Here is a 21,123-nt window from a genome sequence, read left to right as displayed (position 1 = left end):
GATGGGACACAAAATCCATCCAACCGGCTTACGCCTGGGGATCACCCAGGAGCACCGGTCCCGCTGGTATGCCTCCAGCAAGAACTATCCGTCTCTTCTTCAAGAAGATGACCGGATCCGCAAATTCATCCACAAGAAATACGGCTCCGCCGGCATCAGCGATGTGCTGATCGCCCGCAAAGCTGATCAACTTGAGGTTGAACTCAAAACAGCACGTCCCGGCGTGCTGGTTGGTCGCCAGGGCAGCGGCATTGAGGAGCTGCGCAGCGGCATCCAGAAAACCGTCGGAGATTCGAGCCGTCAGGTCAGGATCAATGTCGTTGAAGTCGAGCGGGTCGATGCCGATGCATTTCTGCTTGCTGAGTACATCGCTCAGCAATTGGAAAAGCGAGTGGCCTTCCGCCGCACGATCCGCATGGCCGTCCAACGGGCCCAGCGCGCTGGCGTGCTCGGCCTGAAGATCCAGGTAAGCGGCCGTCTCAACGGTGCTGAAATCGCCCGCACCGAGTGGACCCGTGAAGGTCGTGTTCCCTTGCATACCCTTCGCGCAGACATCGATTACGCCACCAAGGTGGCCAGCACCACCTACGGGGTGTTGGGCATCAAGGTCTGGGTGTTCAAAGGCGAAGTGCTGGGTGATGAAGCCCCGCAACAACTGCCAGTGGGGGCCACCCCACGGCGCCGGGCCGGTCGCAGGCCCCAACAGTTCGAAGACCGCTCCAACGAGGGTTGAACAGGAGGCCTGAACCATGCTGAGTCCAAAACGCGTCAAATTCCGCAAGCAGCAGCGCGGCCGCATGCGCGGCGTCGCTACCCGTGGCAACACCATTGCCTTCGGTCAATTCGCACTGCAAGCCCAGGAGTGCGGCTGGATCACCTCGCGTCAGATCGAGGCCAGCCGTCGTGCCATGACCCGCTATGTCAAGCGGGGCGGCAAAATCTGGATCCGGATCTTCCCAGACAAACCGGTCACCATGCGTCCTGCTGAAACCCGTATGGGTTCCGGTAAGGGCAACCCAGAATTCTGGGTGGCGGTGATCAAGCCGGGACGGGTTCTGTTCGAGATGGGCGGTGAGGAAATCACTCCCGAAATCGCACGGGAGGCCATGCGCCTTGCGCAGTACAAGCTTCCTGTGAAGACCAAGTTCATCACCCTGGAAGACCAGGAGACAGCCGCACAAGGCAGCGATGCCAAGGCTGCGTCCACCGCAACTGTGGAGGCCTGACCATGGCACGCCCCAATGCTTCCGAAATGCGTCAGCTCTCTGACGCAGAGATCAATGAACAGATCGACGGTCTCCGCCGCGAGCTGTTCGACCTGCGCTTCCAGCAGGCCACACGGCAACTCGCCAACACGCACCGCTTCAAGGAAAGCCGCATCAAGCTGGCCCAACTGCTGACGGTGCAATCGGAGCGTCAAAGCTCCACTGCTTCCTGATCCCCTAAGGAGAACCAACCATGGCACTCAAGGAAAGGGTCGGCACCGTCGTCAGCGACAAGATGGACAAAACGGTGGTTGTCGCGGTGGAGAACCGCTTCCCCCACCCCATCTATCAAAAGACGGTGAGCCGTACCACCCGTTACAAGGCTCACGATGAAGACAACAACTGCCGGGTCGGCGACCGCGTTCGCATCACCGAAACCCGGCCGATGAGCCGCCACAAGCGCTGGGCAATCGCCGAAGTGCTCAGCCACAGCCCTAAAGCTGACGAGGCCGCCAAATGATTCAGCAAGAATCTTTCCTCACCGTCGCTGACAACAGCGGCGCCAAGCGCATCCAGTGCATCCGTGTGCTGGGCAGCAATCGGCGCTACGCCCATGTGGGCGATGTCATCGTGGCCGCCGTCAAGGACGCCATGCCCAACATGGGCGTGAAAAAGTCCGATGTCGTGAAGGCCGTTGTGGTGCGCACGCGAGCAACTCTGCGTCGCGATACCGGCAACTCAATCCGCTTCGACGACAACGCAGCGGTGATCATCAACGACGACAAGAACCCCAAGGGCACCCGCGTCTTCGGTCCTGTGGCCCGTGAACTGCGCGACCGCAACTTCACCAAAATCGTCTCCCTCGCTCCGGAGGTGATCTGAGATGGCAACTGCAACTCCGAAATCCAACACCACTCAGCGCATCAAGATGCGTCTGCGCAAAGGTGACACCGTTCAGGTGATCACTGGTAAGGACAAGGGCAAGACCGGTGAAGTGCTTCGCACCCTGCCCAATGAGAACCGTGTGATCGTGCAGGGCATCAACCTGCGCACTCGACACGTCAAGCCCACCCAGGAAGGTGAATCTGGTCGGATCGTCACCGAGGAAGCATCACTGCATGCCTCCAACGTGATGCTCTATTCGACCTCAAAGAAGGTCGCCAGCCGCGTTGAGCTCGTCACTGAAAAGGACGGCACCAAGAAACGTCGCCTCAAGAAAACCGGCGAAGTGATCGATTGATCCTCGACCCTCTCTTCTGACCAAGTCCAGAAGTCCATTCCCCAGCTATGTCACTCAAACAGCGCTACAGGGAGACCATTCAGCCCAAATTGCTGAAAGACCTCAGTCTCTCCAATGTCCACGAAGTCCCCAAGGTGGTGAAAGTCACCGTCAACCGGGGCCTCGGTGAAGCAGCCCAGAACGCCAAGTCCCTAGAGGCCTCGGTGAATGAACTGGCACAGATCACCGGCCAGAAGGTGTTGGTCACCCGTGCCAAAAAGGCCATCGCCGGCTTCAAAATTCGCCAGGGCATGCCGATCGGCTGCGCAGTCACCCTTCGCGGCGACCGCATGTATGCCTTCCTGGAGCGTCTGATCAACCTCGCACTGCCGCGCATCCGCGACTTCCGCGGCGTCAGCCCTAAAAGCTTCGACGGTCGAGGGAATTACACCCTGGGGGTGAGGGAACAGATCATCTTTCCTGAAATCTCGTTCGACCAGATCGACGCCATTAGGGGCATGGACATCACCATCGTGACCACTGCCCGCACGGATGAAGAGGGCCGGGCCCTCCTCAGCGAGATGGGAATGCCATTCCGCAGCAACTGAGCCCCCCTCGGAAACCACTATGGCCAACCACGACCCTATTTCCGACATGCTCACCCGCATTCGCAATGCGAGTGAGAAACGTCATCAGTCCACAAAAGTTCCCGCCTCGCGTATGTCGCGCAGCATCGCAAAGGTGCTGCAGCAGGAGGGTTTCATCGCTGAAATCAGCGAAGAAGGTGAAGGGATTCACACCAGCCTGGTCCTGGAACTGAAGTACAGCGGCAAGCACCGCCAGCCCACCATCCGCTCAATGCAGCGGGTCAGCAAACCGGGCTTGCGCATCTACAAAAACACCCGTGGCCTACCCAAAGTCCTCGGCGGATTGGGGGTGGCAATCATCTCCACCTCCAAGGGTGTGATGAGCGACCGCGATGCCCGAAAAGAGGGCGTCGGTGGTGAAGTGCTCTGCTACGTGTACTGACCAGGAGCCAGAACTATGTCTCGTATTGGTAAATCTCCAATCCCCATCCCCGAGAAGGTCAACATCACCCTCGACGGTCTTGCCGTGACGGTGAAGGGCCCCAAGGGTGAACTCAAACGAACCCTGCCTGATGGCGTCACCATCAGCCAGGTCGATAACACCATCGTTGTGGCCCCTAGCAACGACAAGCGGCGCTCTCGTGAGCGCCATGGTCTTTGCCGCACTCTGGTGGCAAACATGGTTGAGGGGGTCAGCAACGGCTACAGCAAGAAGCTTGAGATCGTTGGCGTGGGTAACCGCGCTCAGGTCAAAGGCAAAACCCTCGTCGTCAGCGCCGGCTACAGCCACCCAGTGGAAGTGGTTCCCCCAGAAGGCATCACCTTCGCAGTGGAGAACAACACCAACGTCACCGTCTCCGGCACCGACAAAGAACTGGTCGGCAACGAAGCCGCCAAGATCCGCGCCATCCGTCCGCCTGAGCCCTACAAAGGCAAAGGCATCAAATATGCGGGCGAGCGCATCCTGCGCAAGGCAGGCAAGTCGGGCAAAAAGTAATCCCCTGCCAGGCAACCCTCCGTTTCCCCCACCATGTCGACCCTTTCCCGCAAACAGCAGACCCAGAAGCGCCACCGGCGCCTGCGTCGCCATCTCAACGGTTCCGCCACGCGTCCGCGCCTGGCCGTGTTCCGTTCCAACAACCACATCTACGCCCAAGTCATCGACGACGATGCCCAGAGCACCCTCTGCTCAGCATCAACCGTTGACAAGGAACTGCGCACCAACCTCAAGGCTGACGGCAGCAGCTGTGATGCCTCCGTCGCGGTGGGCTCACTCCTAGCCAAGCGCGCCATCGCCAAGGGCATCCAACAGGTGGTCTTCGATCGCGGCGGCAACCTGTACCACGGCCGGGTGCAAGCCCTCGCCGATGCCGCCCGGGAAGCGGGCCTTCAATTCTGATCCTGCTCTCAACATGACCGAACCAAACACTCAGACCCCCGCCAACGACGTCCCGGCAGCGTCCGATGTTCCTGCAGCAGCTGAAGGCCAGCAGCAGGAACAGCGTCGTGGTGGACGCGACCGCGGCGACCGACGTGGTGGACGCCGCGGTGATCGCCGCGGCCAGGAGCGTGATTCCGAATGGCAGGAACGCGTCGTGCAAATCCGCCGTGTCTCCAAAACCGTCAAGGGAGGCAAAAAGATGAGCTTCCGGGCCATCGTCGTGGTCGGTAACGAGCGCGGCCAGGTCGGCGTCGGCGTCGGCAAGGCGGGCGATGTCATCGGTGCCGTGCGTAAAGGGGTTGCCGACGGCAAAAAGCACCTTGTGAAGGTGCCGCTGACGCGTCACAACTCCATCCCCACACTGTCCAATGGACGTGATGGTGCCGCCAGCGTTCTGATCCGTCCTGCCGCACCGGGTACCGGTGTGATCGCGGGTGGTTCCATCCGCACCGTGTTGGAACTAGCTGGCATCAAGAACGTGCTGGCGAAACGCCTCGGCAGCAAGACGCCTCTAAACAACGCCCGGGCTGCGATGGTGGCCCTGGCCGAGCTCCGCACCCACAAGGACACCGCCAAGGAACGGGGGATCTCCCTCGAGCAGATCTACTCCTGATTCCCCATGACCCTTCGTCTCGATTCCCTCAAACCCAACAAAGGCGCCCGTCGCCGCAAACTGCGTAAGGGCCGCGGCATCGCCGCAGGCCAAGGCGCCAGCTGTGGCTTCGGTATGCGTGGCCAAAAATCCCGCTCAGGCCGTCCAACCCGCCCCGGTTTCGAGGGTGGTCAAATGCCGCTGTACCGCCGGGTGCCCAAGCTCAAGCACTTCCCCCTGGTGAACCCCAAGTTCTTCACCGTCTTGAATGTGTCAGCTCTCAATGAGCTCAAGGCCGGCAGCACCGTCAATCTCGACTCCCTCGTCAAAGAAGGAGTGGTAACGAGCCCTAAGCACCCACTCAAAGTGCTGGGCAACGGTGAACTGAAGGTGAAACTCACCGTTCAGGCAGCAGCATTCACCGCCTCCGCCCGCAGCAAGATCGAAGCCGCAGGTGGAAGCTGCGAAGTGCTCGACTAGTCACCCCGATTGTCGCAGGCACTTCTAAGGTCTGAGCCGTCTGCATGACTTCGGTCATCAGACGGCTTTTTGGCATCACGCCCCACTTACCCCATCTCATTCATGCTCGTCAGTCGGGGACGAAACCCCAGCGCCGGAGAAGTAATCACCCAGGCGGTGAGCAATCCCGAACTGCGTGGTCGAATTCTGACCACCATCGGACTGCTTCTGCTGGTCCGCGTTGGCATCTACATCCCGATGCCGGGGATCGACCGTGTGGCCTTCCAACAGTTCCTCGAAGGTGGTGGACAGCTGATCGGATTCCTCGACATCTTCACCGGTGGTGGTGTGTCGAGCCTGGGCATCTTTGCCCTCGGGATCCTTCCCTTTATCAACGCTTCCATCATCCTGCAGCTCCTCACTGCAGCCCTGCCGCAGCTCGAGGATCTACAGAAGAACGAAGGCGAAGCAGGACGGCGAAAGATCGCTCAGATCACGCGCTATGTGGCCCTTGGCTGGGGTCTTGTGCAGAGCGTTGTGTTTTCGCTAATCCTGCGTCAATACGCAACTGAGGGCTTGAGCGATCTGGTCTTCGTTGTGCAGACATCGCTGGCACTGGTGACCGGATCGATGGTGGTGATGTGGCTCAGTGAAGTGATCACCGAGCGGGGGATCGGCCAGGGTGCCTCCCTTGTGATCTTCCTGAACATCGTGGCCACGCTGCCGCAGACAGTGGGTGGAGCAGTGACCCAGGCGCAGACAGGTGATCGGGGCACCGTGCTCGACCTGATCAAGATCACGCTTGTCTTTCTGGCCACGATTGTCGGGATCGTGTTCGTGCAGGAAGCCTCCAGACGCCTGCCGATCGTGAGTGCGAAACGCCAGGTGGGTGGAACAGGCACCCTGCCTAATCGCCAGAGCTACCTACCGATGAAGCTGAATGCAGGTGGGGTGATGCCCATCATCTTCGCTTCGGCCATGCTGTTTCTTCCTGTCACGCTGGCCCAGTTCGCCAAGCAGGAGTGGTTATCGAGGGCTGTCGGTGCGATTCAGCCCGGTAACTGGCCGTACTACTTGCTCTACTTCGCTCTAATCCTGGCCTTTGCCTACTTCTACGCGTCACTCACCCTCAATCCAACCGACATTGCCAGCAACCTCAAGCGAGGGGGCGTAGCCATCCCTGGCGTGCGCCCGGGAACGGCCACAGCCAACTACATCTCCGGAGTACAAGCGCGCCTCACCTTGCTGGGCGGCCTGTTCCTAGGGGCCGTTGTGATCATCCCGTCGCTGATCGAAACCACCAGCCAGGTGAAGCTGGGAGGGCTCGGCTCAACGTCTCTCCTGATTCTGGTGGGCGTCGCAATCGACACCGCCAAGCAGGTTCAGACCTACGTGGTCTCTCAACGCTATGAGGGCCTCGTACGCCAGTAGATCAACAGCAAAGCGCAGTCAACCTTCCATTGGCTCGCAATCGTGCCAATCACACCCCATTGCCATCGAAGCCATGAAAAAACGTCTCCTCTTTCTCGGCCCACCAGGTGCCGGGAAAGGCACCCAGGCGGCCCGATTGTGTAGTCAGCATGGGATGAAGCACCTCTCGACCGGCGACCTGCTGCGGGCCGAGGTATCAGCAGGAAGCGATCTCGGCAAAGAAGCCGAAGCCGTGATGAACCGCGGAGAACTGGTGAGTGATGCCCTGGTCCTGGCGATCGTGAAGGGGCAGCTCGGGGCACTGGGAGACGGGGGCTGGCTTCTGGATGGCTTCCCTCGCAATGTTGCTCAAGCTGAAGCCCTGGAACCGCTTTTGCAGGAGATCAGCCAGCCATTAGAAGCCGTTGTGCTGCTCGAACTCGACGACGCTGTCTTGATGGCACGCATGCTTGCCCGCGGTCGAGATGACGACAACGAAGAGGTCATCCGCCATCGTCTCGAGGTCTATCGCGAGCAAACAGCACCTCTGATTCACCATTACCGCCAACAAAACCTGTTGATTTCGGTAGAAGCGCAAGGCAGCATCGAATCGATCACTGAGCGGATCGAAGAAGCCTTGAGAAAGGGGTGACAACCGCCCTGTGGTAAGTTAGCTGTTTGGAATTTTGGAGAGCCACACCCCATGAAGGTGCGCGCCTCGGTCAAGAAAATGTGCGAAAAGTGCCGCGTGATTCGTCGTCACGGCCGGGTCATGGTGATCTGCACCAACCCAAAGCACAAGCAGCGCCAGGGTTGAGCCCTAGCTGCCGGTCAGCTGACCGCTGACCACCGCCTCAATTGCCACCGTTAGGTGGCGCCTGTCCCCCCTCGATTGTTTGCTCAGTGGCAAGGATTGCTGGTGTCGACATTCCCCGCGATAAGCGGGTTGAAGTCGCCCTCACCTACATCTACGGAATCGGTCCCACCCGGGCCCGCACCATCCTGTCCAAGACTGGTGTCAACCCCGACACCCGAGTCAAGGATCTGGAAGATGGCGATGTGCAAAAGCTGCGCGGAGCCACTGAAGCCTTCACCATCGAAGGTGACCTACGTCGTCAGGAGGGCATGGCCCTCAAGCGTCTGCAGGACATTGGTTGCCTGCGTGGTCGTCGGCACCGCATGAGCCTTCCAGTTCGCGGTCAACGCACCCGCACGAACGCCCGCACCCGTCGCGGCGCCCGCAAAACCGTGGCCGGCAAGAAGAAGTAAGGCCTGCCACATCGCCCTAAAGGGCGAGCCAGCGTCAGCTTCGATCGTCCCCTTTTCACTGCCTTCAGGCCCCCGTTCATGGCCAAGACCGCTAAAAAATCTGGCCCCAAAAAGGCCAAGCGCAACGTCCCCAACGGCGTTGCCCACATTCAGAGCACGTTCAACAACACGATCGTCTCAATCACCGATACCACTGGAGAAGTGATCTCCTGGTCGTCCGCCGGTGCTAGCGGATTCAAAGGTGCACGCAAAGGCACCCCCTTTGCTGCTCAAACAGCTGCAGAGGCAGCCGCCCGGCGTGCGCTTGAGCAAGGCATGCGCCAGATTGAGGTGCTTGTCCGTGGTCCGGGCTCCGGCCGTGAAACCGCAATCCGTGCTCTCCAAGTCGCAGGACTGGAAATCACCCTGATTCGCGACGTCACGCCACTGCCCCACAACGGCTGCCGCCGCTCCAAGCGCCGTCGCGTCTAATTCGCAACGGCCCACTGGATTCTCTCCCTTAACCCCGCTTCAGATCGTGCTGCAATACCAGATCGACCGTATCGAGCATCAGATCGCTGATGATCGCGCCCAAACCGGCGTGTTCCTCATCGGTCCGCTGGAGCGCGGTCAAGCCACCACGTTGGGGAACTCCTTACGTCGTGTGCTCATGGGTGGCCTTGAAGGCAGTGCCGTGACCGCCGTGCGAATCGCCGGCGTCAATCACGAGTACGCCACTGTGCCAGGAGTGCGTGAAGACGTTCTCGACATCCTGCTCAACTGCAAGCAGGTGAGTGTCAATAGCCGCTCAGCTGAACTCGAAATCGGACGCCTGGTCGTCGCTGGTCCCTCTGAGGTCAAGGCGCGCGATCTGCAGTTTTCCTCTCAAGTGCAGGTGGTTGATCCCGACCGCACCATCGCCACGGTGAGCGACGGCCATAGCCTTGAGCTTGAGGTTCATGTCGAGCGCGGCATCGGTTATCGCCCGGTTGATCGACACAGTGAAGACACCAGCGCCATTGATCTTCTTCAGATCGATGCTGTCTTCATGCCCGTGCATCGAGTGAATTTCACCATCGATGAAACGGCTGTTGCCGAGGGTGGCTCCGCTCGTGAACGCTTGCGCATGGAGGTGGTGACCGACGGCTCGATCACACCCGATGACGCCATCGCCGAGGCAGCGAATCAGCTGATTGAGCTCTTCCAGCCTCTTGCCACCGTCACGATGGTGGAAGAGCCCGGCCTGGAACCCGAGCCTTCGGCGGAAGCCCAGATTCCTCTTGAAGAGCTCAACCTTTCCGTTCGTGCCTACAACTGCCTGAAGCGCGCACAGGTCAATTCCGTCTCCGACCTGATGGGCTTCAGCTATGAGGACTTGCTGGAGATCAAGAACTTCGGTTCCAAGTCAGCCGATGAGGTGATCGAAGCCCTCGAGCGCATCGGCATCTCGATTCCCCAGAGCCGCACGAGCGCCTGATTTTTTCGTTCTTTACACCCCGCGTCTGCCAGAACCATGCGTCACCAATGTCGAGTTCCTCAGCTAGGCCGTCCGGCTGACCAACGCAAGGCCATGCTTCGCGGCCTGACGACCCAGTTGATCCGCGAAGGTCGTGTCACCACCACCAAAGCCCGTGCCAAGGCGCTGCGTGATGAAGCGGAGCGGATGATCACCCTCGCCAAGGACGGCAGCTTGGCCGCCCGGCGCCGGGCTATCGGCTACATCTACGACAAGCAGCTGGTTCACACGCTGTTTGACAAAGCTCAAGACCGCTACGGCGATCGCAAAGGTGGTTACACCCGCATCACACGCACGGTGCCCCGTCGTGGCGACAACGCCGAAATGGCCATTATTGAATTGGTCTGATCGGGCCTGAGTCCTGATCAGCATGGAGCCCTCGTCTGCTGCTGAGGGCAATCCGTCGAAGCGACGGATTGCCCTCAGCCTGCAGTACGAGGGCTCCGCATTTTGTGGGTGGCAGCGACAACGGCAGGGCAAAAGCGTGCAGGCCGTTTTGGAAGATGCCATCAGCCAATTAGACCCCCATCGTCCCGTGCAGACGTTTGCCGCCGGGCGCACCGACGCCGGCGTTCACGCAGCCGGGCAAGTGGTGCATTTTGACTGTTGCGGCCCAATTCCAGCCTGGCGTTGGGCACCAGCTCTGAATGGTCGTCTACCAGGAAGCATCCGGGTACGCGAGGCAGTGGAACGGCCTCTTTCCTGGCATGCCTGTTATTCAGCCACGTATAGGCGCTACCGCTACACCGTCTACAACGGCCGACGGCCAAATCTGTTCCTGGCCCCGTGGAGCTGGCATCGCTATCAGACGAAGCTGAACGATGGCTTAATGACCAAGGCGCTCGAGGGCCTGGTGGGGCTCCATGATTTCAGCGCCTTCATGCGCGCCGGCAGCCGACGAGCCCATGCACGCACCACCATTCAGGAGGTGAGCCTGGAGCGCCAAGGAGACCTCGTGAACGTTGAGATCCAGGCCAGTGGATTTCTCTACGGCATGGTGCGCCTGCTCATGGGGCAACTCGTGGCCTTAGGCGAGCAGCGGCTCACCTTGGAGACCTTCGAAAGGCGCTGGCGAGAGCGGCGGCGCAGTGAAGTGAAGGATGCCGCCCCTGCGCAAGGTCTCTGCCTTCTTCGAGCCGGTTATGGGGAGTCCATCTTTACGAAAGGCGGGTGGTACGATTGCCAGCCGCGGTATTTTCTGGCATCGCAGGATCCACCACCGGATCCGCCAGCGTTGCCGAAAACAGACTGACGCCATGCCGGAGCAGTCATGCGCCGGCCAGATTGGCCCGCTCCGCTTCCTCCAGAGTCTTATTTCCCACCAGAGTGAGACCCACGACGAGGTAAGCTCAACCATTGAGCTTTGATCAGGACGCACTCTGCGGCCGATCCTTTTTGCCCAGCTCCGCCAGCTCAGGTGGGGCATACCCGAACCGGCATGCCGGCGCGATGAACAAGACATCCGTTCCCTCAATCGATTCAATCGAACGCCAGTGGTATCTGGTGGACGCTGAGAATCAGACCCTTGGCCGTTTGGCCACTGAGGTCGCTTCCGTGTTGCGTGGCAAGAACAAGGCCAGCTTCACCCCCCACCTCGACACCGGCGATTTCGTCATCGTGGTGAACGCTGACAAGATTCGCGTCAGCGGCAACAAGCCCCAGCAAAAGCTGTACCGCCGCCATTCCGGTCGCCCGGGCGGCATGAAGGTGGAAACCTTCGAGCATCTGCAGGAGCGTCTGCCCGAGCGGATCGTGGAGAAAGCCATCAAAGGCATGCTTCCTCATAACGCCCTAGGACGCCAGCTGTTCCGCAAGCTCAAGGTCTACAAGGGCAGCGAGCATCCTCATGCCGCCCAGCAGCCCCAGCCCCTCCAGCTCGATCCCGCCGCTACCGCCGCTTCCACCAAATGAGCACCAACAATTCTGTCGTCTACTGGGGCACTGGTCGCCGTAAGACCTCTGTCGCGCGTGTTCGCCTCGTTCCGGGCAATGGCACGATCACCATCAACGGGCGCCCTGGTGACAATTACCTGAACTACAACCCCGCCTACATCGCAGCTGTCAAAGCTCCTCTTCAGACTCTGGGCCTGATTACCGAGTACGACGTCCTGGTCAATGTGCGTGGTGGCGGTCTCACCGGCCAGGCGGATGCCATCAAGCAGGGCGCAGCCCGTGCTCTTTGTGAGCTGTCTGCCGACAACCGCAAGCCCTTGAAAACCGAAGGCCACCTCAGCCGCGACCCCCGCGCCAAGGAACGCCGCAAGTACGGCCTCAAGAAAGCCCGCAAAGCTCCTCAGTTCTCCAAGCGCTGATCTTCTGTCATGCCTAAGCCCGACATTCACCCCACCTGGTATCCCGATGCCAAGGTCATTTGCAACGGAGAGGTGGTGATGACCACCGGCTCCACCCAGCCCGAGATCCATGTCGACGTCTGGAGCGGGAACCACCCCTTCTTCACCGGCACCCAGAAGATCCTCGACACCGAGGGACGGGTGGACCGTTTCATGCGCAAGTACGGTATGGGCGGTGCAGGTGAAGCCGCAGGCGAGAAGAAAGCCGCCAAGAGCGACGCTGCAAAAACCGAAGCCTGAAATTGCTCCAAGCAACGGTCTGACTCCCTTGTCTGACCCTCTTGCCCCCAGTCGCGGAGACTTCTCTGCGACTGGGGTTGTTTGTTGATCACTGCGTGCCGAAGGGGATGGAGATCGCAACCCTGATCAGCCGGCTGGAAGCAGCCACGACGAGTTTTCACACTCTGGAACGGCAACTGGCTGATCCAGACGTCGCCTCCGATCCCAAACGACTCCAGGCGATTGCCCGCGAACGCTCCAGATTGGAACCCCTCGTGCAGGACTACCAGAGCCTGCAGCAGGTGGACGAAGAGCTCCAACAGGCAGAAGCGTTGCTGAGAGAAAGCCGAGGGGATGAGGCCATGGAGGAGCTGGTCCGACAGGAGGTCCAGGAACTGACGCTGACGCAAGACGCCCTCGTTCGGAAAGTGACACTGGCACTGCTCCCTAGTGATCCCCGCGACGAACGCAGCGTCATGCTTGAGATCAGAGCCGGAGCCGGAGGTGATGAAGCCTGCCTTTGGGCCGGTCATCTGGCGCGCATGTATGAACGCTATGGCAGCCGCCAGGGATGGAACGTGCAGCCTGTCAGCGCCAGTGCGGCGGATCTAGGTGGTTACCGCGAACTGATTCTCTCCGTGAAGGGCGACGCGGTGTTCAGCCAATTGAAATTTGAAGCGGGCGTGCACCGCGTGCAGAGGGTACCGGCCACCGAATCCCAGGGCCGTGTTCACACCTCAACGGCCACCGTGGCCGTAATGCCAGAAGCGGACCCTGTTGAGGTCCAGATCGATCCCACTGATCTGGAGATCAGCACCGCCCGATCCGGTGGCGCAGGTGGCCAGAACGTCAACAAGGTGGAAACAGCCGTAGACCTGCTGCACAAACCCAGCGGCATCCGTGTGTTCTGTACCCAGCAGCGCTCTCAACTGCAAAACCGCGAGCGTGCCTTGGAGATTCTGCGCGCCAAGCTTTATGAAAGGCAGCTGGCGGAAGCCAACGCCAAGGAAAGTTCAGCCCGTCGCGCCCAGGTCGGCAGTGGTGACCGCAGTGAGAAGATCCGCACTTACAACGCCAAGGACAATCGGGTGACCGATCACCGACTCGGCCGCAACTTCAGCCTTGACCCCGTACTCGAGGGGCAAATGGAAGACGTGATTGGAGCCTGTATCGCCGAGGAACAGCGGGCAAAGCTCGAATCGCTCAGCGACGATGTCGACTGAGTCAGCCGTCGACTGAGGCAGCCAGGGTCATGCCCCAATCACATATTTGGCCCAGTCGGCCCGTTGGCCTGAATCAATCTGGCGTCTGGCTTCAAAGCTGAGGTGCCCCATGGGTCGATGCGGCTTGCGCCGCAGCGGCATGTTGGCCTCCTGTGGGGTGCGGTTGCCCTTGCGAACATTGCAGCGAAGGCAGGCAGTGGTCACGTTCTCCCAGAGGTCACCACCGCCGCGGCTGCGCGGCAGCACGTGGTCAATCGAGAGCTGACCACCTCGACAACCGCAGTACTGACAACAGTGATTGTCGCGGTGGAAGAGGTTCCGTCGAGTGAGAGCGAGCTGGCGGAAGGGCACATGCACGTACTGGCGGAGACGGATCACCGTTGGCACATGGAAATCTCCGCGGAGGCAATGGTTGGGGTCATGCTCGAGCCCCTCTGCCTTGCCCTTCAACATCATCACCGTGGCACGGCGCCAGGTGGTGATATTTAGCGGTTCATAGGACGCATTGAGAACGAGAACCTGGACCATGCCAGCCCGCTGATTCCAAGGCATGCTACGGGCAATCCACGGATTGTTCCGTGCCCAGCGCGACCTTCGCTCCATGCGTGATCTGATCAGCAGCGGTCAGGAGGCATCAGGCCTGAATGACCAGAGGCAGCTGGACCCGCGACAGCGAGCCTGGCTGGAGGTCTCCCCGGCTGCGATCGAGAGCAACGTGCGGGCGCTGCGGCGACTGCTTGCGCCCAAATGTGCGCTGATGGCCGTGGTGAAGGCGGACGGCTACGGCCATGGGGCCTCCACCGTGGCCAGAGCTGCGGTGAAGGGAGGTGCGGAGCAGTTCGGAGTGGCCACACTTCAGGAGGGCATCGAGCTGCGTCGAGCAGGGCTTGATCAACCCATCCTGGTGTTGGGCAATCTTCATCAGGCTGACGAGCTGAGGGCCTGCCTCCACTGGCAATTGATGCCCACCCTGAGCAACATGCGAGAAGCCCTGCTCTGCCAGAACCTCGCCGATGGCAGTGGTCGTCGCTTCCCCGTGCAACTCAAGCTCGATACGGGCATGAGCAGGCTGGGCTGTGACTGGGAGGATGCACCCCGTCTGACCGAGACGATCACCCAGCTAGACCAGCTGAAACTGAGCGGCATCTATAGCCACCTGGCCATGGCCGATGGTGGCAGCGATGGAGAGGGAGATCGGGTCACCCGCCTGCAGCAGCAACGTTTCGAGCAGGTGCTTCGGGCCCTGCCTACGTCAGGCGCCTTGCGTCATCTCGCCAATTCAGCTGGCACCCTGCGCGATCCGAGCCTGCATCACGATCTAGTACGCGTCGGTCTGGCCCTCTACGGCCACAGTCCCAGCGACCATTTTGAGTCAGTCGTGTCTCTTGAGCCGGCGATGGGAGTGAAAGCGCGCGTCACCTTGATCCGGGATGTTCAAGCAGGAGTTGGGGTGAGCTACGGGCATCGTTTCGTCACGGCAAGACCGAGCCGATTGGCCGTGGTGGGCATTGGGTACGCCGATGGGGTGAGTCGTTGCCTGTCTGGGAAGATCACCGCCCTGTACAACGGCAAGCCCTTGCCCCAAGTTGGGGCTATCACCATGGATCAACTGATCCTTGATGCCACCGATCAACCCAATCTGGAGGCCGGTGATGTGGTGACCCTGCTCGGTCGCGATGGTGATCAGTGCATCAGCCCCAGACTCTGGAGCAGCCTCAGCGATTCGATCCCCTGGGAAGTGCTGTGCAGCTTCAAGCATCGCCTGCCCAGGGTGACGGTCTGAGCGCAGGCCCTGTTTGGCCCAAGCCGCTGCCGAGAATGGGCCACTGCTTGGTAAGGTGTGCAGGCCGCTGGAGAGGTGGCTGAGTGGTTGAAAGCGGCTCCCTGCTAAGGAGTTACAGGAGGCAACTTCTGTCGAGGGTTCGAATCCCTCCCTCTCCGTTGCACTGAGGGTTGTGGAGGTCATCCGACCTCCAAATCCGTTGATGCCTTTCTCTCAGATCTGGCGCATCGTCACTGTCCAAACGTGTGGTGCCCCTGTCCCTCTGTTCCCTCTCGGGGATTCTCCAAATCCCGCAGATCGTTGTTCCAGTCTCCATCCCGCAAGCGTTTCAAGACTCTCTGCCGCGAGCAGGGATTGCAGTCGCGACAGGTTCTCGACCAGCTCGTTGACCTCTACGTGGCCAGCCAAGGTGCCGTGCTTCATGGGCCCGGACACTCGATTCCGCCATCCCCGGTTCCTCTGCCAGAGGAAACCACAAGCGAGCTGATCGAACGCATTGAGCGGCTCGAATGCGATGACCGGGAATTCGTGCATGCCTTTGAGGTGCTCATTCACCGGGTGGAAGCTCTTGAGAGCCGGATTGGGCCACCGAGCGACGCACCCAAACACAAGCCCAAGCCTTGAGATGAAGAAGGGGTGGTCGCAACCACCCCTTGCCCTTGAGACCTCTTTTTACGATCCGAAGGTGGCGGTCTCCTTGGGGATCTCTTTGTTCTAATCAACGTGCAGGTGCCTCCGCATGAGTGAGAGCACCTGTTCGGATGGCTTGGCTCGGCAAACGAGAGCAACGGTTGCTCAACCCTGAAACGCAGCCAGCTGTTGGGCCAGCTCCGGAAGCAGACCTTCATCACGGGCGCAATCAGCACCTTCGGTGAACACAACCAACAATGTGGGGGCACCTTCTGGAGGGATCCACCAAGCAGCATCATGGCGGGCCTGACTCATCCAACCGGCCTTACTCCACAAGCAACTGCCTTCTGGCAGCCCTGCCCCCAAAAAGCCATCCACCTGATTCTCAGGGTCACGAAACCGCTCCTGCAAGTCGAGAGAGCGCAGCAGCAGATCGCGCAGACGCTTACAAGCCGGAGGGGACAACACTGCATCGGTCATCACCGCCTCAAGCATTCTGGCGGTGACTGATGTGCTGAGGGCATTGCGATTATCGAGGGTCGGACCGTAAAAATCACGGTCCCGGCCGTAGGGTCCGTCGCCCCAAGTTTTCTGACAACAATTGACGTGTTCCAGTTCCGGCCAGCCGAGCTTCAGCAACCAGTCATTCACCAACCGGCGCTGATGTTGCCAGAGCCTCCAGGCCTCCCCATGCAGGGATGGACCACTGGTCGTGCCAGTGAGCAGATCCACCAGCAGTCCTGTGGCGTCATTGCTTGAGTCAGCAATCATGTTGCGCATCGCTCGGCGCAACTCCGGCTCTTCTGGCAACAGATCCTGCTGAAGCCAGGCCTCAACGGCCACGGCGTAAACCAGTTTGACCACACTGGCGGGATAGATCAGTCGTTGCTCTCCCCACGCAGCCCCGGAGCCACTCCCAGAACTTGGATCCGATCGGTCATAACGCACCCAGGTCAGAGAAAGGTGCTCCAGCAGGTCATCACACCCATGGGATGCCAAGCGCTTGAGCTGAGCCGCCAGGTACTCCTGCATGACCTGGTCGGGACGGTAGAACGCCATGGCACTGGCATCTGACAATGCCGACCCTAGGCACCCTTCTGGCTCCTGAACTTCTCCATCCCGGAAGTCTGTGGGTCCTCGACTCCGGCGTGAACGGCTATGCCCGTTTTGCCGGGTCAAACCTGACGACTCAAGCTGCAGCAGGCCGATGCTTCCAGGTCCTCAACTGGCCATGTCACGGTCGGGTGCGAGTGCGTCTTTGCGAAGACGGCTATCCCTGCTGGCTGGCAGTGGTCGACCTGATGGGGCAGGCCAAAGCCACCCGTGATTGGCGCCCGATTCTTTTCGACAATCCCACCATCGCAGCCCGACTTCCCGCAGTTCTGGACTGGGTCGCCATCGCTGCCGAGAGACACAACAGCTACCTCTGGGGGGGAACCCTGGGCCCAGACCTGGACTGTTCGGGGCTGGTGCAGAGCGCTTTCGCGAGCCAGGGAATCTGGTTGCCACGCGACGCTTATCAGCAAGAGCGCTTCTGCACCCCCATTGCCGTACAACCTGGACAAAGCCACCTCCTTCGTCCGGGGGATTTGCTCTTCTTTGGCACAGCCAAGCGCTGCACCCACGTGGGCATCCATCAGGAAAGCGGGCGCTACTGGCACAGCTCCGGGCGGGACCACGGTAGAAACGGCATCGGCAGAGACAGCATCGACCCCCGTGACGAACACCCCGTGGCCTCTCACTACCGCAACGAGCTAAGAGGTGCAGGCCGAGTGGACCGCTGCCATGACGGCAGCACGCTGCCATAGCGAACACACAGCAAGATGGTTGGCAGGACAAGCCGACGCACGATGGATCCGCTCTCCCTGATTGCAAGCAGCCTTCTCGCCCAGTCGAGCTTTAGCCCCCCAGGCAGATCTGCCCAGGGCGTCGATCTGGCAGGAAAGTACCTCCCTGGTGGCTTCCCAGCCCAGGGGCTGCCACCGGCTGGATATCCACCGACTGGCTATCCAGCTCAGAGCTATCCAAACAGTGGATCCGCTGCCAGCGGCCACTTTCTGCAGCACAGCCAGCCGATCCAGCAGTTGACTCTGGTGAGAACCATCTTTCAGGGGGATTGTCCTGGGGAAAGCGTGAATCCCGTCAAGGGAATCAGCTTCCTGGCCTCCACCCCCCCGGCAAGCAAGCAGCGGATCGTCATCCGCAACCGCCGCACCGGGGGATACACCGATCGTGAATACGACGGTGGTCGCAGCAAATCAGAGCGCTTTTGGATCAGCCTCGGCACCAAACAGCATGGCAGCTTCCTCTCAGTGCAACCCGGAGCGAACCAGTTCAGTTGGAGAGTGACTCGGGCAGCCAACGCAGCCCTCCCCAAAGAGGGTGCCGCGACGCTCTATGTGACGACTGAGGACCGCATGAGATATCGGGATTTCCGTTCGATCAATGAAGACGCCTATTGCCCAGGGGAGAAATACTCCAGTTCACGCACACCACTGAGTCAATGCAACCACGGGTACTACAAAGTTGAACGGGAAGGGGTTTGCCCTAACGGCACAAAGAGGATGCTGGGCACGCAAACCATCTACAGGCGCAATCGCACTTGGTGAGAGCCTCCGATGAGTGCTTGAGCTCTGCCCCGTGGGCCTAGGTTGCTGTGACTGATCCAACAATGGGATGGCCACCACCCCTGCGACCACACTCAATCTCTCTGTGGTGGTGCCTCTCTACAACGAGGAAGAGAGTCTGCCGGAACTGGTGGAACAGCTTCTGAAGGCTCTGCACCCAACCGGCGAAAGCTTTGAACTAGTGCTGGTGAACGATGGCTCCAGCGATCGAACTGCTGAGGTGCTTGAACGCCTCAGTGCTGAGGTACCTGAGCTCGTCGGCGTGCTTCTCCGCAAGAACTATGGACAGACAGCCGCCATGGCGGCTGGTTTTGACGTCGCCCGTGGCGAGGTCATCGTCAGCCTCGATGGCGATCTACAAAACGACCCTGCCGACATTCCCAAGTTGCTGGCCACCTTGCGTGAGGGCTACGACCTCGTGAGCGGCTGGCGCCATCAGCGCCAGGATGCAGCCCTGCAGCGGAAGCTTCCATCCAAGATCGCCAACCGTTTGATTGGCCGGGTGACGGGTGTGCGACTCCACGACTACGGCTGTTCGCTCAAGGCCTATCGACGTGAAGTGCTCTCCGATATGCGTCTGTATGGAGAGCTTCATCGTTTTCTACCTGCACTGGCCTTCATCGAAGGCGCCAGGATTACGGAGGTGAAGGTCAATCACCGTGCCCGTCAGTACGGAAGCAGCAAATACGGGATCGACCGCACATTCCGCGTGCTGATGGACCTCCTCACCGTTTGGTTCATGAAGAGATTCCTGACACGGCCGATGTACGTGTTCGGCTTCGCAGGTCTCGTGGCAATTGCCACAAGCCTGATCGCCAGCACCTATCTGCTCGTGATCAAGCTGATGGGAGCTGACATTGGCCATCGTCCACTGATGACCCTGGCAGTCGTTCTCGGCTTAGCCGGAATCCAACTGTTCTGCTTCGGACTGCTCGCGGAGCTGTTGATCCGCACCTATCACGAAAGTCAGGATCGGCCGATTTACCGCATCCGCGAAACATTGCGAGGCGCTGGGGGCAACTAAGCCAGCCTCCGGCCCCATGTACGAATGAATTGAGCGCGGCTGGAGTGCGAGAGCACTGCAACTGCGCTGAAATCGCGTGGTATCGCGTGACATCGACCACAAGCTGAAAAGCACAGCTTGAGCCACCCCGACTGAATGGCTCTTGATCGGACCAATGGAGGCCTCAGCCCTTCGGGATTGACCTAGCTGGTCTTTGAAGCATTGCGAGGAGGAGAGACAGGTGCAGAGGGGCGCACACGGGTGGCACCACGTTGATCAGCCAAGGCCGCAGCAGCTGCCTCCATGACACGACTGTCTGAATCCCTGAGGCCTCGCCTTAACAACGGGAGCATGGACTGATTACCCCAGCGACCCGCAAGGGTCACAGCCTCAAGGCGCTCATCAGGCCCACCATTCATCGCCTTGCGCAGACGTTGCTGCAATGCAAGGGACTCGCTTGTGGACCTTGGTGAGTGCCACGCCAGCTCAGCTGATGACGATGCAGCCTCGGCCTCGGCCACTGCCGCCTGAACAAGCTCGACTTGAGCGCGGTTGAGGGCAGCAACTCCAGACACATCTGTGCTGCGCAGAAAGGGTCTGCTCGGACGCCTCCCGAGGGAGTAGAGAACCAAAGCAAGAATGAAGGCAGCGCCACCAACGAAGAACTGAGACATCGCAACAAACGGGGAGCGGACAACCCCGACCAACGTGAAACGGGGATTGAACTTTTATGTCGCCGGGAAAGCCTCAGGGAGGCCCATTGACTCTAGGACTCTAAAATCGTATCGATGCTTTGGGCCTGATCATGACTGGAGACTTTGCAGCAGCGTGGCTGCCTGTGGTGTTCGTGCCAATCATCGGAATTGTTTTCCCAGCTGTTTTCATCGTCCTCGTCGGTCGCGTTATTACCGCAGCCGAATAAGGACTACTTGCCACAAGTGCCCTTACCAGCCATCAATCTCCAATGACCGTCACCCCCGCTGCCGATCCTTGCGTCGGCGACCTTTCAACACCTGTCAACAGCGGCTACTTCATGAAGTGGCTTATCAATAACCTGCCGCTTTATCGCCAAGGAATTACTCCCAATTTCCGCGGAATCGAAACGGGCGCAGCCTTCGGCTATTTGCTGTATGGCCCCTACACAATTTGCGGTCCCCTTCGCAATACCGACTACGCACAAACAGCAGGCCTCCTTGCTGCCATTGGTGCTGTTCACCTGCTGACCCTGCTGTTTCTTCTCTACAACCAGCCAGGCAAGCATCCCAACATTCCTCCTTCAGATGTCACGGTAGAGAATCCTCCTGCCGACCTTTTCACCAGAAATGGTTGGGCTGAATTCACCAGTGGCTTCTGGCTTGGCGGATGTGGCGGCGCAGTCTTCGCTTGGCTGCTGTGCGACACCTTGCATGTCCAAGATTTGGTGAAAATTGCAGCTGGCGTTTGGAGCGTCGGCTGAATCAGCCAACAAGAGGGGCAGACCGTCCCTACGATTTGATCAATCAATCAAAAGCCTGGGGCATTCTTTTGCTCCAGGCTTTTTCTTTGCAAGTATCCAATCAATTCAATCAACCAAGTCCGCCAAAACACGCAGACTGATCAATAACAACAGT

Annotated in this window: 34 protein-coding genes and 1 tRNA gene; 32 read left to right on the top strand and 3 right to left on the bottom strand. The window is 59.8% G+C overall.

Annotated features, from left to right (window positions below):
- The first annotated feature begins 1 nt into the window (after position 1).
- From rpsC to prfA, 24 genes are all read left to right on the top strand, one after another.
- Complete coding sequence (gene rpsC / locus DXY16_RS11315; RefSeq protein WP_115019262.1) at positions 2-733, top strand: 30S ribosomal protein S3; 732 nt, start codon at positions 2-4, stop codon at positions 731-733.
- A gap of 16 nt (positions 734-749) precedes the next feature.
- A complete protein-coding gene (rplP, locus tag DXY16_RS11310; protein WP_115019263.1) occupies positions 750-1,226 on the top strand; it encodes a 50S ribosomal protein L16 in 477 nt (158 codons plus the stop codon).
- 2 nt (positions 1,227-1,228) lie between these two features.
- Positions 1,229-1,438: a 50S ribosomal protein L29 gene (gene rpmC / locus DXY16_RS11305; RefSeq protein ID WP_115019265.1), complete on the top strand. Its 210-nt coding sequence runs from the start codon at positions 1,229-1,231 to the stop codon at positions 1,436-1,438.
- Positions 1,439-1,458: 20 nt separating this feature from the next.
- Positions 1,459-1,725 (top strand): 30S ribosomal protein S17, encoded by a 267-nt coding sequence (gene rpsQ, locus DXY16_RS11300; protein WP_115019267.1) that lies wholly within the window; start codon positions 1,459-1,461, stop codon positions 1,723-1,725.
- Positions 1,722-2,087 (top strand): 50S ribosomal protein L14, encoded by a 366-nt coding sequence (rplN, locus tag DXY16_RS11295; RefSeq protein ID WP_115019269.1) that lies wholly within the window; start codon positions 1,722-1,724, stop codon positions 2,085-2,087. The genes rpsQ and rplN overlap by 4 nt, the downstream gene beginning before the upstream one ends.
- 1 nt (position 2,088) lies before the next feature.
- The gene (gene rplX / locus DXY16_RS11290; RefSeq protein ID WP_115121294.1) at positions 2,089-2,445 is read left to right on the top strand and encodes a 50S ribosomal protein L24; all 357 of its coding nucleotides are present in this window, start codon (positions 2,089-2,091) and stop codon (positions 2,443-2,445) included.
- A gap of 47 nt (positions 2,446-2,492) precedes the next feature.
- A complete protein-coding gene (gene rplE, locus DXY16_RS11285; RefSeq protein WP_115019273.1) occupies positions 2,493-3,032 on the top strand; it encodes a 50S ribosomal protein L5 in 540 nt (179 codons plus the stop codon).
- A gap of 19 nt (positions 3,033-3,051) precedes the next feature.
- Entirely contained in the window at positions 3,052-3,453 is a 402-nt protein-coding gene (gene rpsH, locus DXY16_RS11280) for a 30S ribosomal protein S8 (protein ID WP_115019275.1), read from the top strand.
- Positions 3,454-3,468: 15 nt separating this feature from the next.
- On the top strand, positions 3,469-4,008 hold the full coding sequence (gene rplF, locus DXY16_RS11275; protein ID WP_115121293.1) for a 50S ribosomal protein L6: 540 nt from the start codon (positions 3,469-3,471) through the stop codon (positions 4,006-4,008).
- 33 nt (positions 4,009-4,041) lie between these two features.
- Positions 4,042-4,410 (top strand): 50S ribosomal protein L18, encoded by a 369-nt coding sequence (rplR, locus tag DXY16_RS11270; RefSeq protein WP_115019279.1) that lies wholly within the window; start codon positions 4,042-4,044, stop codon positions 4,408-4,410.
- 13 nt (positions 4,411-4,423) lie between these two features.
- Positions 4,424-5,065 (top strand): 30S ribosomal protein S5, encoded by a 642-nt coding sequence (gene rpsE / locus DXY16_RS11265; RefSeq protein WP_115121292.1) that lies wholly within the window; start codon positions 4,424-4,426, stop codon positions 5,063-5,065.
- A 6-nt stretch (positions 5,066-5,071) separates the two neighbouring features.
- Complete coding sequence (rplO, locus tag DXY16_RS11260) at positions 5,072-5,524, top strand: 50S ribosomal protein L15 (RefSeq protein ID WP_115121291.1); 453 nt, start codon at positions 5,072-5,074, stop codon at positions 5,522-5,524.
- A gap of 102 nt (positions 5,525-5,626) precedes the next feature.
- On the top strand, positions 5,627-6,934 hold the full coding sequence (gene secY / locus DXY16_RS11255) for a preprotein translocase subunit SecY (RefSeq protein ID WP_115019285.1): 1,308 nt from the start codon (positions 5,627-5,629) through the stop codon (positions 6,932-6,934).
- A gap of 73 nt (positions 6,935-7,007) precedes the next feature.
- Positions 7,008-7,565: an adenylate kinase gene (locus DXY16_RS11250; RefSeq protein WP_115121290.1), complete on the top strand. Its 558-nt coding sequence runs from the start codon at positions 7,008-7,010 to the stop codon at positions 7,563-7,565.
- Positions 7,566-7,616: 51 nt separating this feature from the next.
- On the top strand, positions 7,617-7,730 hold the full coding sequence (rpmJ, locus tag DXY16_RS11245; RefSeq protein ID WP_007100636.1) for a 50S ribosomal protein L36: 114 nt from the start codon (positions 7,617-7,619) through the stop codon (positions 7,728-7,730).
- Between the two features lie 86 nt (positions 7,731-7,816).
- Positions 7,817-8,182 (top strand): 30S ribosomal protein S13, encoded by a 366-nt coding sequence (gene rpsM, locus DXY16_RS11240; protein WP_115019289.1) that lies wholly within the window; start codon positions 7,817-7,819, stop codon positions 8,180-8,182.
- A 78-nt stretch (positions 8,183-8,260) separates the two neighbouring features.
- The gene (gene rpsK, locus DXY16_RS11235) at positions 8,261-8,653 is read left to right on the top strand and encodes a 30S ribosomal protein S11 (RefSeq protein ID WP_115019291.1); all 393 of its coding nucleotides are present in this window, start codon (positions 8,261-8,263) and stop codon (positions 8,651-8,653) included.
- A gap of 46 nt (positions 8,654-8,699) precedes the next feature.
- A complete protein-coding gene (locus DXY16_RS11230) occupies positions 8,700-9,638 on the top strand; it encodes a DNA-directed RNA polymerase subunit alpha (RefSeq protein ID WP_115019293.1) in 939 nt (312 codons plus the stop codon).
- Between the two features lie 36 nt (positions 9,639-9,674).
- Positions 9,675-10,025: a 50S ribosomal protein L17 gene (gene rplQ, locus DXY16_RS11225; protein WP_115019295.1), complete on the top strand. Its 351-nt coding sequence runs from the start codon at positions 9,675-9,677 to the stop codon at positions 10,023-10,025.
- Between the two features lie 22 nt (positions 10,026-10,047).
- Positions 10,048-10,929 (top strand): tRNA pseudouridine(38-40) synthase TruA, encoded by an 882-nt coding sequence (gene truA, locus DXY16_RS11220; RefSeq protein WP_115121289.1) that lies wholly within the window; start codon positions 10,048-10,050, stop codon positions 10,927-10,929.
- A gap of 197 nt (positions 10,930-11,126) precedes the next feature.
- Positions 11,127-11,588: a 50S ribosomal protein L13 gene (rplM, locus tag DXY16_RS11215; protein ID WP_115121392.1), complete on the top strand. Its 462-nt coding sequence runs from the start codon at positions 11,127-11,129 to the stop codon at positions 11,586-11,588.
- Complete coding sequence (rpsI, locus tag DXY16_RS11210; protein WP_115019299.1) at positions 11,585-11,989, top strand: 30S ribosomal protein S9; 405 nt, start codon at positions 11,585-11,587, stop codon at positions 11,987-11,989. The genes rplM and rpsI overlap by 4 nt, the downstream gene beginning before the upstream one ends.
- Positions 11,990-11,998: 9 nt before the next feature.
- Entirely contained in the window at positions 11,999-12,268 is a 270-nt protein-coding gene (gene rpmE / locus DXY16_RS11205) for a 50S ribosomal protein L31 (RefSeq protein ID WP_115019301.1), read from the top strand.
- A 107-nt stretch (positions 12,269-12,375) separates the two neighbouring features.
- Positions 12,376-13,470 carry a peptide chain release factor 1 gene (gene prfA / locus DXY16_RS11200; RefSeq protein WP_115121288.1) on the top strand — a complete coding sequence of 365 codons (1,095 nt, stop codon included), beginning with the start codon at positions 12,376-12,378 and terminating at the stop codon, positions 13,468-13,470.
- A gap of 27 nt (positions 13,471-13,497) precedes the next feature.
- Here prfA and DXY16_RS11195 read toward each other — a convergent pair whose 3' ends face one another.
- The gene (locus DXY16_RS11195; RefSeq protein ID WP_115121391.1) at positions 13,498-13,998 is read right to left on the bottom strand and encodes an HNH endonuclease; all 501 of its coding nucleotides are present in this window, start codon (positions 13,996-13,998) and stop codon (positions 13,498-13,500) included.
- Between the two features lie 73 nt (positions 13,999-14,071).
- On the opposite strand from DXY16_RS11195, the gene alr reads away from it, so the two are divergent.
- From alr to DXY16_RS11180, 3 genes are all read left to right on the top strand, one after another.
- Positions 14,072-15,253 carry an alanine racemase gene (alr, locus tag DXY16_RS11190; protein WP_115121390.1) on the top strand — a complete coding sequence of 394 codons (1,182 nt, stop codon included), beginning with the start codon at positions 14,072-14,074 and terminating at the stop codon, positions 15,251-15,253.
- 69 nt (positions 15,254-15,322) lie between these two features.
- Positions 15,323-15,411, top strand: a tRNA-Ser gene (locus tag DXY16_RS11185).
- 142 nt (positions 15,412-15,553) lie between these two features.
- A complete protein-coding gene (locus DXY16_RS11180; RefSeq protein ID WP_115121287.1) occupies positions 15,554-15,877 on the top strand; it encodes a hypothetical protein in 324 nt (107 codons plus the stop codon).
- A gap of 171 nt (positions 15,878-16,048) precedes the next feature.
- Here DXY16_RS11180 and DXY16_RS11175 read toward each other — a convergent pair whose 3' ends face one another.
- Positions 16,049-16,942 (bottom strand): serine hydrolase, encoded by an 894-nt coding sequence (locus DXY16_RS11175; RefSeq protein ID WP_115121389.1) that lies wholly within the window; start codon positions 16,940-16,942, stop codon positions 16,049-16,051.
- Positions 16,943-16,959: 17 nt separating this feature from the next.
- Here DXY16_RS11175 and DXY16_RS11170 point away from each other — a divergent pair, with 17 nt between their 5' ends.
- The 3 genes from DXY16_RS11170 to DXY16_RS11160 all read left to right on the top strand — a co-directional run bounded on the left by DXY16_RS11170 (position 16,960) and on the right by DXY16_RS11160 (position 19,534).
- Entirely contained in the window at positions 16,960-17,691 is a 732-nt protein-coding gene (locus DXY16_RS11170) for a C40 family peptidase (protein ID WP_115121286.1), read from the top strand.
- 42 nt (positions 17,692-17,733) lie between these two features.
- Complete coding sequence (locus DXY16_RS11165) at positions 17,734-18,492, top strand: hypothetical protein (RefSeq protein WP_244281664.1); 759 nt, start codon at positions 17,734-17,736, stop codon at positions 18,490-18,492.
- A gap of 67 nt (positions 18,493-18,559) precedes the next feature.
- On the top strand, positions 18,560-19,534 hold the full coding sequence (locus DXY16_RS11160; RefSeq protein ID WP_115121285.1) for a glycosyltransferase family 2 protein: 975 nt from the start codon (positions 18,560-18,562) through the stop codon (positions 19,532-19,534).
- A gap of 182 nt (positions 19,535-19,716) precedes the next feature.
- On the opposite strand, the gene DXY16_RS11155 is transcribed toward DXY16_RS11160, so the two are convergent.
- Positions 19,717-20,187, bottom strand: a complete 471-nt coding sequence (locus DXY16_RS11155; protein ID WP_115121387.1) for a HEAT repeat domain-containing protein — start codon at positions 20,185-20,187, stop codon at positions 19,717-19,719.
- Between the two features lie 131 nt (positions 20,188-20,318).
- On the opposite strand from DXY16_RS11155, the gene DXY16_RS11150 reads away from it, so the two are divergent.
- Together DXY16_RS11150 and DXY16_RS11145 are read left to right on the top strand one after the other, a co-directional pair.
- Positions 20,319-20,435: a photosystem I reaction center subunit VIII gene (locus DXY16_RS11150; protein WP_115019370.1), complete on the top strand. Its 117-nt coding sequence runs from the start codon at positions 20,319-20,321 to the stop codon at positions 20,433-20,435.
- Positions 20,436-20,477: 42 nt separating this feature from the next.
- The gene (locus DXY16_RS11145; protein WP_115019315.1) at positions 20,478-20,969 is read left to right on the top strand and encodes a photosystem I reaction center protein subunit XI; all 492 of its coding nucleotides are present in this window, start codon (positions 20,478-20,480) and stop codon (positions 20,967-20,969) included.
- The last annotated feature ends 154 nt before the right edge of the window (positions 20,970-21,123 follow it).

Source organism: Synechococcus sp. UW105 (assembly GCF_900473935.1).
In the GTDB taxonomy this organism is placed as follows: domain Bacteria; phylum Cyanobacteriota; class Cyanobacteriia; order PCC-6307; family Cyanobiaceae; genus Synechococcus_C.
Note: the sequence above shows the minus strand (reverse complement) of the source record. Positions and strands in the feature narration are given on the sequence as shown.

What these genes read in the sequence shown, in the direction of transcription:
- rpsC (WP_115019262.1), top strand. Translation starts at nt 2, where the DNA reads ATGGGACACAAAATCCATCCAACCGGCTTACGCCTGGGGATCACCCAG.
- rplP (WP_115019263.1), top strand. Translation starts at nt 750, where the DNA reads ATGCTGAGTCCAAAACGCGTCAAATTCCGCAAGCAGCAGCGCGGCCGC.
- rpmC (WP_115019265.1), top strand. Translation starts at nt 1,229, where the DNA reads ATGGCACGCCCCAATGCTTCCGAAATGCGTCAGCTCTCTGACGCAGAG.
- rpsQ (WP_115019267.1), top strand. Translation starts at nt 1,459, where the DNA reads ATGGCACTCAAGGAAAGGGTCGGCACCGTCGTCAGCGACAAGATGGAC.
- rplN (WP_115019269.1), top strand. Translation starts at nt 1,722, where the DNA reads ATGATTCAGCAAGAATCTTTCCTCACCGTCGCTGACAACAGCGGCGCC.
- rplX (WP_115121294.1), top strand. Translation starts at nt 2,089, where the DNA reads ATGGCAACTGCAACTCCGAAATCCAACACCACTCAGCGCATCAAGATG.
- rplE (WP_115019273.1), top strand. Translation starts at nt 2,493, where the DNA reads ATGTCACTCAAACAGCGCTACAGGGAGACCATTCAGCCCAAATTGCTG.
- rpsH (WP_115019275.1), top strand. Translation starts at nt 3,052, where the DNA reads ATGGCCAACCACGACCCTATTTCCGACATGCTCACCCGCATTCGCAAT.
- rplF (WP_115121293.1), top strand. Translation starts at nt 3,469, where the DNA reads ATGTCTCGTATTGGTAAATCTCCAATCCCCATCCCCGAGAAGGTCAAC.
- rplR (WP_115019279.1), top strand. Translation starts at nt 4,042, where the DNA reads ATGTCGACCCTTTCCCGCAAACAGCAGACCCAGAAGCGCCACCGGCGC.
- rpsE (WP_115121292.1), top strand. Translation starts at nt 4,424, where the DNA reads ATGACCGAACCAAACACTCAGACCCCCGCCAACGACGTCCCGGCAGCG.
- rplO (WP_115121291.1), top strand. Translation starts at nt 5,072, where the DNA reads ATGACCCTTCGTCTCGATTCCCTCAAACCCAACAAAGGCGCCCGTCGC.
- secY (WP_115019285.1), top strand. Translation starts at nt 5,627, where the DNA reads ATGCTCGTCAGTCGGGGACGAAACCCCAGCGCCGGAGAAGTAATCACC.
- DXY16_RS11250 (WP_115121290.1), top strand. Translation starts at nt 7,008, where the DNA reads ATGAAAAAACGTCTCCTCTTTCTCGGCCCACCAGGTGCCGGGAAAGGC.
- rpmJ (WP_007100636.1), top strand. Translation starts at nt 7,617, where the DNA reads ATGAAGGTGCGCGCCTCGGTCAAGAAAATGTGCGAAAAGTGCCGCGTG.
- rpsK (WP_115019291.1), top strand. Translation starts at nt 8,261, where the DNA reads ATGGCCAAGACCGCTAAAAAATCTGGCCCCAAAAAGGCCAAGCGCAAC.
- rplQ (WP_115019295.1), top strand. Translation starts at nt 9,675, where the DNA reads ATGCGTCACCAATGTCGAGTTCCTCAGCTAGGCCGTCCGGCTGACCAA.
- truA (WP_115121289.1), top strand. Translation starts at nt 10,048, where the DNA reads ATGGAGCCCTCGTCTGCTGCTGAGGGCAATCCGTCGAAGCGACGGATT.
- rplM (WP_115121392.1), top strand. Translation starts at nt 11,127, where the DNA reads ATGAACAAGACATCCGTTCCCTCAATCGATTCAATCGAACGCCAGTGG.
- rpsI (WP_115019299.1), top strand. Translation starts at nt 11,585, where the DNA reads ATGAGCACCAACAATTCTGTCGTCTACTGGGGCACTGGTCGCCGTAAG.
- rpmE (WP_115019301.1), top strand. Translation starts at nt 11,999, where the DNA reads ATGCCTAAGCCCGACATTCACCCCACCTGGTATCCCGATGCCAAGGTC.
- prfA (WP_115121288.1), top strand. Translation starts at nt 12,376, where the DNA reads ATGGAGATCGCAACCCTGATCAGCCGGCTGGAAGCAGCCACGACGAGT.
- DXY16_RS11195 (WP_115121391.1), bottom strand. Translation starts at nt 13,998, where the DNA reads ATGGTCCAGGTTCTCGTTCTCAATGCGTCCTATGAACCGCTAAATATC.
- alr (WP_115121390.1), top strand. Translation starts at nt 14,072, where the DNA reads ATGCGTGATCTGATCAGCAGCGGTCAGGAGGCATCAGGCCTGAATGAC.
- DXY16_RS11175 (WP_115121389.1), bottom strand. Translation starts at nt 16,942, where the DNA reads ATGGCGTTCTACCGTCCCGACCAGGTCATGCAGGAGTACCTGGCGGCT.
- DXY16_RS11170 (WP_115121286.1), top strand. Translation starts at nt 16,960, where the DNA reads ATGCCGACCCTAGGCACCCTTCTGGCTCCTGAACTTCTCCATCCCGGA.
- DXY16_RS11165 (WP_244281664.1), top strand. Translation starts at nt 17,734, where the DNA reads ATGGATCCGCTCTCCCTGATTGCAAGCAGCCTTCTCGCCCAGTCGAGC.
- DXY16_RS11160 (WP_115121285.1), top strand. Translation starts at nt 18,560, where the DNA reads ATGGCCACCACCCCTGCGACCACACTCAATCTCTCTGTGGTGGTGCCT.
- DXY16_RS11155 (WP_115121387.1), bottom strand. Translation starts at nt 20,187, where the DNA reads ATGTCTCAGTTCTTCGTTGGTGGCGCTGCCTTCATTCTTGCTTTGGTT.
- DXY16_RS11150 (WP_115019370.1), top strand. Translation starts at nt 20,319, where the DNA reads ATGACTGGAGACTTTGCAGCAGCGTGGCTGCCTGTGGTGTTCGTGCCA.
- DXY16_RS11145 (WP_115019315.1), top strand. Translation starts at nt 20,478, where the DNA reads ATGACCGTCACCCCCGCTGCCGATCCTTGCGTCGGCGACCTTTCAACA.